Origin of the sequence: Paenibacillus shirakamiensis (assembly GCF_017874255.1) — a bacterium.
GTDB classification, from domain to species: domain Bacteria; phylum Bacillota; class Bacilli; order Paenibacillales; family Paenibacillaceae; genus Fontibacillus; species Fontibacillus shirakamiensis.
Genome location: NZ_JAGGLD010000003.1, coordinates 520,354 through 534,847 on the forward strand (window position 1 = coordinate 520,354; position 14,494 = coordinate 534,847).

7 protein-coding genes are annotated in these 14,494 nt (G+C 42.3%); 2 read left to right on the forward strand and 5 right to left on the reverse strand.

The genetic code is table 11. The features are described 5' to 3' along the window. Positions 1-383: 383 nt before the first annotated feature. Positions 384-1,271, forward strand: a complete 888-nt coding sequence (locus J2Z69_RS11860; protein ID WP_209862588.1) for a fructose bisphosphate aldolase — start codon at positions 384-386, stop codon at positions 1,269-1,271. A 182-nt stretch (positions 1,272-1,453) separates the two neighbouring features. On the opposite strand, the gene J2Z69_RS11865 is transcribed toward J2Z69_RS11860, so the two are convergent. Next, positions 1,454-1,906, reverse strand: coding sequence for an Lrp/AsnC family transcriptional regulator (locus tag J2Z69_RS11865; protein WP_209862591.1), 453 nt, complete (start codon positions 1,904-1,906; stop codon positions 1,454-1,456). Between the two features lie 143 nt (positions 1,907-2,049). On the opposite strand from J2Z69_RS11865, the gene J2Z69_RS11870 reads away from it, so the two are divergent. Continuing rightward, the gene (locus J2Z69_RS11870) at positions 2,050-3,069 is read left to right on the forward strand and encodes an oxidoreductase (RefSeq protein WP_209862594.1); all 1,020 of its coding nucleotides are present in this window, start codon (positions 2,050-2,052) and stop codon (positions 3,067-3,069) included. A gap of 176 nt (positions 3,070-3,245) precedes the next feature. Here the strand turns inward: J2Z69_RS11870 and J2Z69_RS11875 are convergent, their stop codons facing one another. From J2Z69_RS11875 to J2Z69_RS11890, 4 genes are all read right to left on the reverse strand, one after another. Then, positions 3,246-7,721: an S-layer homology domain-containing protein gene (locus J2Z69_RS11875; RefSeq protein WP_209862597.1), complete on the reverse strand. Its 4,476-nt coding sequence runs from the start codon at positions 7,719-7,721 to the stop codon at positions 3,246-3,248. Between the two features lie 147 nt (positions 7,722-7,868). After that, on the reverse strand, positions 7,869-8,975 hold the full coding sequence (locus tag J2Z69_RS11880) for a BTAD domain-containing putative transcriptional regulator (RefSeq protein WP_209862600.1): 1,107 nt from the start codon (positions 8,973-8,975) through the stop codon (positions 7,869-7,871). A 2-nt stretch (positions 8,976-8,977) separates the two neighbouring features. Further along, positions 8,978-12,088, reverse strand: a complete 3,111-nt coding sequence (locus J2Z69_RS19430; RefSeq protein ID WP_209862603.1) for a sensor histidine kinase — start codon at positions 12,086-12,088, stop codon at positions 8,978-8,980. Between the two features lie 541 nt (positions 12,089-12,629). Continuing rightward, on the reverse strand, positions 12,630-14,494 hold a 1,865-nt coding region (locus J2Z69_RS11890; protein WP_209862606.1), incomplete at its 5' end, for an S-layer homology domain-containing protein.

The window sequence follows — 14,494 nt, forward strand, 5'->3', positions numbered from 1 at the left end:
TTAATCTAAAATAGTTGTGTTTCACCGTTACTGCATAGACCATCCTCTTTCCTTTTTGATATCACTCTTCATGGTATCTAAGTGTTGAGAATATGTCAATTTCTTCACATCATGAGGTTATAAAAGATGAAATGTGTGTATATGAACAGAAGACGATCAAATGAATTCATAAAAAGTATCCTTACACATTCACTTCATATAGAAGTGTATACAAGCACATACTACGCTAAGCTTGCATGTAAGAGTATGGCAGGTAGTTACACACGACGAACGTGTGCATTTTTTTGATATGTACCTATATGTATCTATATGTATCTATGTCTGTCCAATGCATAAGAGCCGAGAGGTTGCATCTAATCCATGAAACGGAAGGTGAATTACCCATGAATACCGAGCAATTAGAACGAATTCGTACAGGAAAAGGCTTTATTGCAGCCTTGGATCAAAGTGGCGGAAGCACACCTAAGGCATTACTACAGTATGGCGTTAAAGAAGACAGCTATGCGAATGAGGAAGATATGTATGTGCTTGTGCATGGGATGAGAACACGTATTATCCAGAGTCCTTCGTTCAACTCTCAGTATATCTTAGGTGCGATTTTATTCGAGAATACGATGGATCGTAAAATCGAGGATCAATTCACAGCTGATTATTTGTGGGAGAAAAAAGGAATCGTTCCTTTTTTGAAAATTGATAAAGGTCTTGCCGATCTAGATGACGGCGTTCAGCTTATGAAGCCTAATCCGGATTTGGATGATATTTTGACACGGGCGCTTGAACGACATATTTTTGGTACCAAAATGCGCTCTGTCATTAAGCAAGCAAGCCCTACCGGTATCAAGAAAGTAGTCGAGCAGCAGTTCGAAGTTGCTAAGCAAATCGCCGCTAAAGGACTTGTGCCCATCATTGAACCCGAAGTAGATATTCTCATTACAGATAAGGCAGCAGCGGAGAACATCCTCAAAGAAGAGCTGCGCCATCACCTCTCTGCTCTTGATCAAGACGTGAAAGTGATGCTCAAACTATCCATTCCTTCTGAAGATAATTTCTACAGCGATTTAATGAAAGACCCTCATGTTGTACGCGTTGTGGCCTTGTCGGGTGGCTATACGCAAGCTGAAGCGAACGAGAAATTAACGCATAATCAAGGCTTAATCGCCAGTTTCTCTCGTGCCTTAGCTCAGGGACTCACTTCTACGCAGTCCGATGAGGAGTTCAATGGCATATTGTCCACCTCCATCCAAGACATCTATGAGGCTTCGATTAAATAATAGGATGTGTAAGTGCAGTTCGAACCTGAGGAGTTGAAATGAAAGCTCCATATGTTCACTGTTATAGCTTAACCATTCATATTTTAGTTAAGAAACCAACGACCTATTTAGGTGGTTGGTTTGTTTATTTTTAAAGAGAAACGATCAACCTCGAAATCGAATTTGGATCTAACCCCAATGATTTATGGAAAAGGATAATTCGTTATGTCCCTATCTAAAAGACTCCTATCTTCAAAATCCGTCGAGAGAACAATTAACGTCGTCGAAAAACCAAATACATTACATTTCTCAAGAAATCTAGTCATGGATTCCGTAGTCTCAGATAACACTTTAATCAGAAAGTTATACTCTCCGCTTATTCTGTACAGATCCACAATCTCAGGGGACGATTCGCTAAATGCAACAAAATCCTTACAAGTATTTGTCTTAAACAATACAAAAGCCATAGTGTGCAAACCCAATTTGTAAGGATCAACTTTCGCACGATATGCGGTTATCACCCCTTGCTCCTCTAACTTTCGGAGTCTTTCGGTAACTGCGGGTTGTGACATCGCAATGTTTCTGCTCATCTCGGAGATAGGTATGCGGGCATTCTCATACAATAGAGATACAATTTTGGAGTCAACTCGATCCATTTACGCATTCACCTCATATTTACAGGTTATGAATTTAGAAAAGCTACATTCTTAAGTTTTTGAAGGCTATCTTCCTTAACAATTATATGTGAATCATAGATTTTATGAAATAAAATGTACATACATAGAAAGGAGAGATCGCTATGACCCTTGCGCTGAATACTCCCTTAACTTTAAGAGGATTAACACTCAGAAACAGATTAATTATGGCACCTATGCAGCAGTATAAGGGGACGCCTGAAGCGATTGCCGGAGATCATCATGTTGAACATTACAGCCAAAGGGCAAAGCATGTCGGACTCGTTATTTTGGAATCTACCGCGATTTCTGCCAATGGGAGACTGTGGGAAAATGATATCGGCATCTATACAGATCAACACGTGGAATCGTTAAAAAGAATTACGGACGCCATTCACGAGCACCATACCCCAGTCTTCATTCAGTTATCCCATGGCGGAAGAAAGTCTGCCCCTGAGGTAACGACGAGACTAATTGCTCCCAGCGCAATTGCCTATGATGAACATTATGGCACACCCGAAGCTCTTAGCCTAGCAGGCATTGAACACATTATCGAGGAGTACCGACTAGCAGCCAGACGCAGCTTAAACGCAGGATTTGACGGTATCGAGATTCATGCAGCACATGGATTTTTAATCCATCAGTTCTTATCCCCCCTCTCTAATACAAGGTTGGATGCATATGGAGGAACGTCCCTCAACAGAGTAAGATTTCTAAGAGAAGTTCTTCTCGCCATTCGAACAGAGGTAGGTACCGATTATCCGGTCATCATACGAATTTCTGCTACCGACTATTACGAAGGGGGACTAACTCCCGTAGATTGGATACAAATGTTAAAACCACTCGAATCGGAATTGGATGCTATCCATGTTTCTACAGGCGGCAATATCCCAGTACAACCTAGTGACATATACGATGCTTATCAGTTGCCGCATGCGGCTGCGATCAAACAACACTTCAACATCCCCATCATTGCAGTTGGAAAAATCTATACCCGCAGTCTTGCTAATCGCATACTCGAAGATCATTTAGCGGATGCCATTGCTATAGGGCGCCCCCTCTTGGATGACCCGGACTATGCCGAACATTTACTGATCTCCGGGCAAGGAAGGAATGTCCCTCCAGCGAAATTTTCAAACAACTAACGGAAATAATGTGTCACACGATCTTCTCCCTACTCCAATATTTAGCAATATACTATGGAAGCCTCGTTAAATAAGGAAGCATAGACTTAATTCAAGAGAGCTAGTTAAAAAAAGGGATATCCCGCCTGGCAATTGTACTTGCCTGCGGGATATCCCTCTCTTGTGTAAATAATGGTTTAAATAAGGTCCGATTTTTGCAGCAAACGCTCCATAATCGCGGCCACTTCAGCTCTTGTAATAAAGGCCTGCGGAGCAAGCAGTACATCACTTCTGCCCTTGATAATTCCTGCCTTCAAGCTATCTGCAATCCCCTCATAAGCCCACCCGGATGCTTTCACTGCATCCGTATATGGACGAAGCGCAGCATCTGCGGTTTGTGCTGGAAGCTTTGCTTTCAGTTGCGTAATCCTCATCGCTTTGGCGATAATCACCATGGCCTGCTCACGTGTGATTTGGTCATTCGGACGGAACGTGCCGTCTTCAAACCCATTGATCAACTGGTAAGCGTACGCTGTTTCTACGGCGCTGCTATACCAATCGGCTGATTTCACATCTGAGAACGGAGTTGCCCCCTTCTCCGGCTTTAGTCCAAGTCCACGTACTACAATTGCCGCAAACTCGGCGCGAGTAATGTTCTGGTCAGGGTTAAACTTACCATCGCCCATTCCTTCAATGACCATCCGCGAACCCATATCATTGACTGCCTTCTTCGCCCAGTGGCTCGCCACATCGCTGAATTCCAGCGGATGCCAGACTACCGAGTAAGTGCTGTTGGTCAAACTGTTGATTACGGCATAGAATTTACCGTTAATCTGTGTAACCTTGGTCGGTACATGACGCACCGTTCCATCTGGATCAACTACAACACCTGTCGTAATCTTGTTTGGATCTACGCCATCCGGAATAGCAACCAAGCGTTCCACATATGCATTAAATTTGGATACTTCAATTGTCTTACCGTTATACACCGCTTGAACGGTAAAATTCACAGGTGGTACCATCAGGCTGAATGTACCTTTGGCTGCCGCATTCTCCACGACTTTCACCATATCCGCCGTCGGTACTGCCATTTCAATTTGCAGTTTGATATCCTTCAAAGCGACCGATTGGCCAAATTGGCTAGAGATGGCGTTAATATTAATTTGCTTTGCTGGAAGTGTATACGTGGCCCGGTCCGTTTGGAGTTTGAGTACGGCCAGCTTGTCTTCCATGTTCTTAATCATTTGTCCGTTCAGTTCCCCAATTACCACATCTGAACTTGAGGTTAGCGGAATCGTAACGACCACACCTTGGCCTTCTGCCGCCAGCTTGTCATCCAGCTTCTTCTGATCGACAGCGATTGTCGTGACGATCTGTTCACCCCGCTTGCTAGTTGCAGCCGTACCCGCCTTCTCTACTTTGCCATTGACCAGGATATCTGCTCCGGTATTCGGAGTAACTGGGGTAGGTAGAGTATTAGATGTACTGTTGCTACTTTCTCCGCTACTGTTATTACCGTTGTTATTACCATTGTTATTGCCGCTGTTATTCACCGATGAGTCGGTTACCGTTATTTTTAGTTGCTGAGGCTGACCCGAGCTAAAAGTAAACTTGAGCCAAGTTATTCCTACTGGCAGCGTGTTTAAATAGGATTTCTTAATCTTCACTCTATCCTCGTTTACACTATAATCGTTACCTGCAACCAGAACCATTTCTGTATCTTGGTTTGCAATACGGACCAGCGAATCCCTCGATGCTAGGGTAACCTTCACTTCTGTATTCCCCGCTGATTCCGGTTTCTTGTCGAAATCCGCATGATCCGGCGTAACTGAATTGCCGCTTGATGGCAGCTTAACCAGACTGAACTTAACAACTTTGTCCAAGCTATCAACTTCATATACGCCAAGGTAAGCACCTGAATAATAGTCTAGTCCCGTAATCTCTTCTCCAGAAGTATAGGGATTAAGAACACCGAGGTCCATCGTAGGTGCTGTGTCGCCCACATTTGGCGTTGCAATTAATTTCGTTGCTATCTTTATTACAAGATGATGACTTGCATCCCCTACGGCTGCAGTAAGCGTAGTGGTATTGCTCAACTCACCCGGTACTGCGACAGGCTTAGCATCAAGCGCTGGTGCTTCAACTGGCGAGCCCGGTGAATGTTTAATATCCTGCTCCGTAAGCGTGATCAGATTGAACTTCACTACTTTACCGGCCTTGTCCACTTCGTAGACACCGACGTATTTGTTCGTGATCGCATCTACACCGGTGATATCACTCCCCGGCGTATAAGGCGTGGTCACACCCGTTCCCTTAGGCGCATCATCACCAATGTTCGGTGCTGTAATAGTGTTGGATGATACTTGAACCACGAAATGGCTCTCTTCCCCGCCCACTACACCTGTTAGGCTTGTGCTTTCTGCCTGACTACCTGGTCCTGCAATTGGAGCGGGATTAAATCCCGGCGCTTCAATAGGTTGAACAGGCCCTGATGATGTAAGCCAACGTAAATGCGGGTAACCGTCATTGACGCCTTCACGAATCTCCCAAATCTTTGCGAAATCCCACGCAAGGGGATATTTTGTGCGGTCTTTCAAATCCTTAGTCTTAAGTCCCGTACCCATATCGCCATCTTGCTGTTCAAAAGAAATGGCGTCCTTATTATAATAAACTTCTGAATAGGTTGAACCTTCCTCTTTAGGACCAAAAGCATTAACTTGCCGTTCAGAAGGATTGTCAAGGGGGAAACTCCCTTCCAATTCACCGACGGAGTAGGCATTGTTAATGGAACTGTTATATACATTTCCAACAAATCCGCCTAACTGCCCGCCTCCTTTGATGCTTCCCAGTGCATAGCAGTCTGATATTTCAGCATATACCAATTCTCCAATGAATCCGCCTAACATACGACCGTTAATTTCATTTTCTCCTGTCACTTCCCCAAAAACGTTACCGGTAGCAAAACTTCTCTTTATTTCAGGTTTAATCTCACCACCTCCGGCTACCTGACCAACCAATCCTCCCCCCATTTCATGGGATATGGTCACATTGACGGAAGAGGAAGATTCTATAATTCTAGATCTGCCCTCTAATGTTCCAACCAGTCCACCCACATAGTTAACACCTCTTACTTCTCCAGAGGAAGAAACGTGGGTAATTTCTGTATCCGACGCCCTTCCTACCAGCGAACCCACTCTAGCTTTATAGTTTGAGGCATTGTTGTCCAGTCCCACAACATTCACATTCTCTAAATTTACATCTTGTATGGTTGCAGATTCAGTATATCCGAATAAGCCTAGATTGGGTTTAGCTTTTTCAATGTATAAATTGCTGATTTTCTTACCATTTCCGTTAAATTTGCCTTTAAAAGCATCCTCTGATGACCCAAGGGGTTCCCAGCCTTCTTCCGCATTATAGGGAGCAACGTTAAGATCAATATCGTTGACTAAGATAAAGTTCTTATCAAGGTGCTTTCGGACATTATTTAGTTGTTCCGCATTTGTAATCTGATATGGAGTGGCCTCAGAGCCATCACCACCCGCGAACTCGTCTTGGCTACTTGAATCCTTTTCCAACTTTTTAAACACGACTTTCCCATTTTCTATCATCGAAATATATAATGTATTGTTATCTACATGAAAGCCGTCTTTATATGCCACAGCTGAATTGCCAAATGTATTAACCTTAACCCAGCTATTTGAGTCCACATTCTTCTTATAAATCGAATTATTTACAGGAAGATAAAGCTCATTACCAACACTATAAATTTTTGTTCCAAAGTACCATCCAGCGGAGAGATTTTCTCCAAAGTTAGTACCATCAGCAATACTATTAAGCTCATCGTTGATGTAATTGATTACGGGCTGATTTTCATAGAAAATAAGTGACGGTTCATACCCAGTAGTCTTTTCTAGCGAAGTGTCGTCTTTCCAGACATTATTCTCAAGGTATCTTATTCCCATTTGACCTGTCTTACCTGAGTTATTACTCATCACATGATAGATCACATAAGGTACGGCATCGGGTCCGGACCCTTTGAACGTTAGGGATGGGGCGGCTCCGTCATGAATAGCAGGACCAGAAGCATTCACATTGACCCAATCCAAACCATTGAACCTTTTCACATATACTTCCATGCCATAGTTATAGACTAAATAAATTTGACCATCAGGTCCAAGCTTAAGCTTCATGTAAGCAGCGTTCGAAAGCAGGTCAGAACCCAATTGTTCCCATTCCTGAGATGTCTTGTTATACTGCTTCACCTTTAATACTCCTGAAGGAGGAGCGTAGGCAACAATAGGAATTCCATCTTTCACGACTAATGCAACATAGTTGATATCTCTTTCGGTTGAAAAATTGCTGTTATTACCTATTATTTCCCAATCACTATTAACAAACTGGTACACATTTAGAAATTTATCCATTCCTTCCTGCTGTAAATAGGCAATATAAGGAACCCCATCATATACATCTGAACCAATAGATTGATCTCCTTGAGTACCCCCTTCAAGGCTGCCTAATTCTTTCCAGACATAGTTCTGATTCGGATCGAGGATCGATCCTGATGTTGCCTTTGCATGTTCAGTTGGCAATAGCCAAGCTGAGAAAAGTGACAATACTAATGATAGGCATATAATGCTGGATATCTGCCTTTTCCAAATTCTACTATTCATACTATTCCCCCAAATTTAGTCGAAGATTTTTCGACAATATTCAACAATAATTAACTTATTATATAACCGTGCAATCAACGTAGAATAAACAAAAAAAGTCCTACGCATCTCACTGAGACGTGCAGGGCTTCTGGCGTGATCTTCTAACTATTCATGCATAGCCTTTCTAATTAATTCCTTAAGTCGGGTATCAGGGTTAGTTCCCAGCTCCTGCATAAGTTGCTCCTTCATAATACGATACTGCTGGAGCGCCTCGTTTTTTCTGCCGAGCTCAAGATACAGTCGAATCACCTCATAATGGATGTCCTCCCGCAGAACATCTCTTCTTACAATCTCCTCAAAGTAATGCAGGGAATGGGGCAATTCATTTCTTCCCAGATGAAATCTTGCAGTTTTCTCCAAAAGTCCCATGTAACTCTGCTCAAGTTCCCGGGTCTTGTCGCTTGCCCATTCGTAGTTCTTTCCGTTTAGAAATCTACCTGTATACAGTGAAATAGCTTCCCCGAGCAGATTCTTGTTTGTATCAGGATTCAACCTTATCTGCTTCAACAGCTGCTCAAATGCATACAAATCGCAGAATATGCTGCCCGTGTTAATACTAATTTCGTTTTTGCCTGCCACAATGCAGTTTTCTAAGCTATTGTCATTGAAGGCTTTGCGAATATAATACAGCGTTGAGTTCAGGTTTTTCCAAGCCTTTTCTGGCTCTAAGCCATGCCATAACGTATCAATTATTTCATCCCGGCTGACGGTACCCTTATACATCAAGAAAGTAAACAGTTCTTCAGTCTTGGGGCTTCTCAGCTTTATAGGTTCTATTTCCTTATCCCGTTTATAGATTTTCATTCCATTAAACAAAAGAGCGGTCAAAGCGGGTTTAACCACTTCATTCCTCTTACACTTTTTAATTTTACCGATTGTCTTAGCTATTCGTTCCGCGTTTACTGGCTTTAGCAGATAATCTAGTGCACTCATGTCGAAGGCTTGGACCGCATAGTTGTCATAACCCGTTACAAAAACCACATTGATAGCAGGATCTATTTCATGAAGCAACCCCGACAATTTCATTCCGCTAATTTCCGGCATAGATATATCCAGAAATGCGGCATCTATCGTGTTCGCTTTCACAAACTCGCAGGCTTCAAGCGGATTGAGAAACGTACCACAAAGCTCAACCTTACCGCTCTCCAATAATAAATGCCTCAGTCGTTTTATGGACAATTCTTCATCATCTACTATGATGGCTCGTAGCATAACTAATCTCCTATCCGAAGAACCGGCTGTGCAGGAATACAGAAGGAAATCTTTGTCCCTGCTCCTTCTTCACTTTCTATATGAATGTTCTTACCATATAAAAGCTTAATTCGCTGACTTATATTCCACAGTCCAACGCCTTTCTTCTCCATATCCGGCATCAATATTTCTTCAATTTTTAGTTCACTTATTCCGCATCCGTTATCTTGAACAGCAAAGCTCACCGAAGTATCGGCTTCTCTTATAACAGATATTTTAACGGTACCGCCTTTGAAATTGGACATCAAACCGTGCCTAATGGCATTCTCTACCAACGGTTGTAAGATCAGTGGCGGGATCCGCGTATTCATGTTCAAAGCCTCATCCACCTCATATACCACCTGCAATCTGGCACCAAAACGCGCTTTCTCGATGTTGATATACGCTTTCACCAGTTCTAATTCATTCTCAATCGTAGTCAGTGACTCCAAGTTTTCGAAATCAAAGCTGCCTCTTAAATATTGCGACAATTCCAGCGTCAATTCCTCCGCCTTCTTAGGTTCATCCATGCAAAGCGCAGCAATGGAATTCAAAGCATTGTACAAGAAATGTGGTTTGATCTGAGAACGCAAAAAGGCAATTTCCGCATCTTTGGCATTTTTTACAGAAGCTTTCAAGCGAGTTAGGCTTCTCACGCGGGCAATTAATTCTTCGGACTCAAATGGTTTTCCAACAAAATCATTTGCCCCATTCTCCATGGACATCATTATATCGGTAGTCCTGTTCTTAGCCGTAAGCATCAATACAGGAAGCTCAAACGGTGAGAATCTCTCCCGAATGGCTTTCAGCACCTCGTAACCGGACAATCCTGGCATCATAATGTCCATTACCACTAAATAAAAGTCTGAGTTTTTGGATAACTCATCAAGTGCCATCTGACCACGATTGACTACCACAATAGGATAACCATCCAATTTAAGCAGATTAATCATGGACTGAAGGTTGGCGAAATCATCATCTACCACAAGGATTGGTTCATCTTTCTCTCCTTTGATATACATTGGATACTGAGTATGCGAACGGCTGCCTTGGGTTTGCAACTGTTTTTGTTCCTCCATTTGTCCCTTGATTCTCCTTCCTGCTAAAGGAAGAGTGAAGCTGAACACTGAACCTTGTCCAAGACTTGAATCGACATGAATCTGTCCACCAAGCAGTTCCACCAATTTCTTGGTTATACTTAAGCCAACTCCCGTACCTCCTGAATCTTTGGTTTCGAAGACATCTGACTGCTCAAAAGAATCAAATATATGCCTCTGCATATTCACGGGAATCCCAATGCCCGTATCCGCTACCCTGACCTCCACCCTATCACGGATTACCTCAGCACTAATATTCACAGCACCTTGATCAGTGTATTTAATCGCATTTCCAATTAAGTTATGCAAAATTTGTATTAACCTATTGCTGTCTGTATATACCGTAGGAACCTCTTCAGCTATTGCATTAATAAGTATGATCTGTTTGTCTCCTAGCAAAAAGGAATGCATCCTGACTACCGAATCGACCACAGCTTTCAAATCCAAATTACTTTTGAATAGAGGGATGTCCCCATGTTTCATTTTTGAATAGTCCAGCAGTTCGTTAACCAAATGCGCGAGTCTCCTGCCGCTTTCCAGAACGATGGCAAGATTCATGGCTTGCTTGTCTGTAACAGGTCCCTCTACTCCCTTGATTAGCGTATCCGTTATGCTCACGATGGCGTTCAAAGGGGTCTTTAGCTCATGAGAAGTATTTAATAGAAAGTCATCTTTAATCTTATCCAGCTGAATAAGCTGGTTCTTCATTTCATCAATCGTGTGGTATGCCTCGAAGAAGCGGATAGCAATCAGAAAGATTAGAATAATATTGAATATTACAATATACAATTGTCCAAGCCACAAACTATCTTTAATAGAGAAAGCAAATAAAATAACATCAATGGAGTACAAATTAATACAGAGGATGGCCATAAACATGAGAAAAGACTTGAAACGTTCATGCTCAGTACTATTTATATAGAGCACAGCAATTCTTAATAAAAGCCAGAGAATCATGAGTTCATACACACTGATAATAAAAGGCTGAATATTCATATAGGAGTGAATCGGGAGAAAAACTACCAAAATGAGATAGCTTCCGAGTACAAGGGTCACAAGCTGCGTAAATTTTAAAGAGATAATATTTTTTTGTAATTGATAAAAAAAGATCGCCATGACTATAAAACAGGCTAATGAACTAATGTCTTTGACCTTAAAGATAATTTCAAAAGGAACGCTAGGTAAATATAGTAGGAGAGGCCTCTCTCCAATAAGACCGTTGTAAATAGCATAAAGAGAACAAATTACAGCAAACACAAGCAGTGAATTATCTTTAATTCGATAAAAGGCTGCCGTCAAGTAACAGATGATATAAATAAGCGCCAAAGTGCCCAGAATAGCAAAAGTTCTGAACTCATTTGCTATCGTCTTTTGCTGAGTATCCATCATGGCAGCCTGATTGCCAAAATAAATGGACATGGGAATACCCGCATTCAAATAATCATAATTAGCAACCTGAATAATAATTTCTATCTCACTCTTCTTAGTAGAGAAGTAACCGATCTTCGGAACATTTCCTGACTGATAATTTGAACCTTCCACGGAAGGGTTCCCATCTTCAATGAGTTGTTGCCCATTCACATAAATCCGGCTGGAGAAACGTATATTCGTCTTTTTCAACGCAAATCCCCCGCTTAAGGGTATGTTCTTCAGTACGATTCGGTAAGTTGCATAACCAAATGCAGGTAATGGGTTACCGTTTATTGTTGTTTTGCCATTCCACTGGGAAGGAACTTTCATAAAAGTGGTTAACTGCGGGTTAACTTTACCGGTTGGTTTGAAGTCCTGAGGGGTTAACAACTGATTCCAATAAAATGCCCAGTCACCATCCAGCTTGATGACTTGATTCTGCTTATAATCCCATGCGGAGAGGTCCATTACTCCATTCTGAACTTGGAGATTTTGTGTGTTTTTGGTGTTGTCTATAAACGTAGAAAGCGGTATTAACAGAAAAGAAATCAACCCGATAATAACGATGATCAAAATCCTTTTTAGCACTGACAAGCCCCTAACCTAAGTTGTGAATTCCATTAATTTTAGATATTCGACAAAATCCTCTATATTCCTCCAAGAAATGTTGAAGGGCTGTTGCCAATGTGAATCTGCGATATTTACTTGCGAATATCATTCCGGTTTTACTGTTAGGCGCTGCTATTCTGCCGGACGAAACCTTTGAAAGCTAGATTAAAAATAGCTATACACCCATAAGGCCTGGGCTCTTACGACCAGACCTGCTTAGATGGTTTATGTAATTTTTTCAGATATAAGTTTATGGAACCATAATTTAGTGGAGTACTAATTAATGAATCAGGAACTTTAATTCAAATTAGGAATTATCAATTCCCAATATATAGGCATTCACAAATGAAAGCCCCGGCTACTTAGCGCTGGGGCTTTCATTTGATGCAATGTGTACATCCAACTCTCCATTGCGCCATGTAGCTCAAACAAGCTCAATAAACATAAGGCCCAAAGTAGTACTGCCTGATCAAATATTCTTGAGGCGATCCCTAATTTATCATGGATACTTTCGGTACGTCTATGGCTTCTGAACCCACTTTTCTCTACCATCCGCTGTTATCTCATATTCATGATCGGCAGATGCTTCTTCAATATCGCGAAGTGCCCAATACGTATCGGCAACATCTTTAAATGTGGATTGCAAAGATCCGCTAAACGGAACTCTGTCAAGCAACCTATTGATAATCTTCACTGCTTCCGCACGAGTCATTGCTTGATCTGGCTTAAATGAGCCGTCTTTATAGCCGCTAATCATTCCGGCTTTTTGCGCTTTTAATATGGAAGCTTCCGCCCAGTTACCTGAAATATCTGTGTAGCCTGTCCCTGCTGGTGTCATGTTACCTAGCAATCTAGCTACAATCGTTGCCATTTCTGCTCTTGTAATTGTGTTCTCTGGTTTAAAAGTACCATCTGTGTAGCCCTTCATCAACCCGATTTCAGTAACTTTTGAAATTGCATCTTGTGCCCAGTAAGGTGATGAAACATCACGAAAGGTAATAGCTGCTGCTCCATTAACATTTCCTGTCATTACTCTAGATAAAATGGCCGCCATTTCAGCTCTTGTAATTTTATTTTCCGGTTTGAAGGTGCCGTCTACATAACCTTTTAGATAGGCATTATGTTGCTTGATTCCTTCGGCGCCTTCAATGTGAAGAAGTGTAAATGTACTAAATTTGTTTACTGCAAATTGTACTCCCATTACACCCTTATCGTTATAGGGTACAAGTTCGCCTTTCAGCAGTTCTTTTGTTCCGTCACTGTGTTCGATGTAAACCCATAATGCTTTCATGTCGGACTCATTTAAATTGACGTCTCTTAAAGGCATAACTAGCGTGACAGATCGGCTTTGCATATTTGTCTCGATCATCATTGGACGGCCGATTACCTCAACTTTTTTATCTCCAGCTGCTCCTTTAATTAAGGTATCTTGTCCTACACGCTCATTCACTTTTTGTTTTTGGTTTTGATCTTTAATAGGAACAAAATTGAAATATAAATCATCTGTAAAACCTGCTAAAGATTGAAATGGAAGAATCGCCTTTACATTTTCAGTAGCAATCCTCAGGTCAATTTTCGCTTCAGTAATTAACTTATTTGCATCCTTGCCAAGGATAATATTAACTTCCTTAACTTCATCTTTTGCATCTGGTATGACAATTGTTGCAGAGGAAGAACCTGCTGCTACAATACTATCTACTGTTTTCTTCGCTTGTTCCGTCGTGAAATGAATATCGTCTTTTTTCGTACCATCTAATCCAGTTGTTCTTTCAATTATAGCAGAAGCTACGATTCTACCCGTCTTATCACCGGAATCCTCAACATTCACGGTTAGGCGCTCCTTAACAGGCACTGGAACTATTACGGGTGTTGACGTTTCTGGTGTAGACGGTCCTGGAGTCGGTATAGCTGGCCGCTCCGTGACTGTAATGGTTGCGGTTCCCTGCTTGCTTCCATCGAAAGTCGAGGTCGCCGTAATCGTGTACGTATTCAAGGCGGCATCTCCCGCTACCGTCACCTTGCCCGTGCTGTCCACGGCAACTTTGCCGCTGTCATCACTGCTGGTCCAGATCACCGTTTGCTCGGCCCCACCAACGGCGCTTACCTCCGCGCTGAGCTGCTGGATTCCTCCTTGTACAACGCTTTTGCTGCTCGGACTAACGACTACGCTTGTCACGGCCGGTATAGCTGGCCGCTCCGTGACTGTAATGGTTGCGGTTCCCTGCTTGCTTCCATCAAAGGTCGAGGTCGCTGTGATCGTGTACGTATCCAAGGCCGCATCTCCCGCTATCGTCACCTTGCCCGTGCTGTCCACGGCAACTTTGCCGCTGACATCACTGCTGGTCCAGGTCACCGTTTGCTCGGCCCCACCAACTGCGCTTACCT

Excerpts from the sequence above, each read along its gene's own strand:
- J2Z69_RS11860 (WP_209862588.1), top strand. The coding sequence starts at position 384 with ATGAATACCGAGCAATTAGAACGAATTCGTACAGGAAAAGGCTTTATT.
- J2Z69_RS11865 (WP_209862591.1), bottom strand. The coding sequence starts at position 1,906 with ATGGATCGAGTTGACTCCAAAATTGTATCTCTATTGTATGAGAATGCC.
- J2Z69_RS11870 (WP_209862594.1), top strand. The coding sequence starts at position 2,050 with ATGACCCTTGCGCTGAATACTCCCTTAACTTTAAGAGGATTAACACTC.
- J2Z69_RS11875 (WP_209862597.1), bottom strand. The coding sequence starts at position 7,721 with ATGAATAGTAGAATTTGGAAAAGGCAGATATCCAGCATTATATGCCTA.
- J2Z69_RS11880 (WP_209862600.1), bottom strand. The coding sequence starts at position 8,975 with ATGCTACGAGCCATCATAGTAGATGATGAAGAATTGTCCATAAAACGA.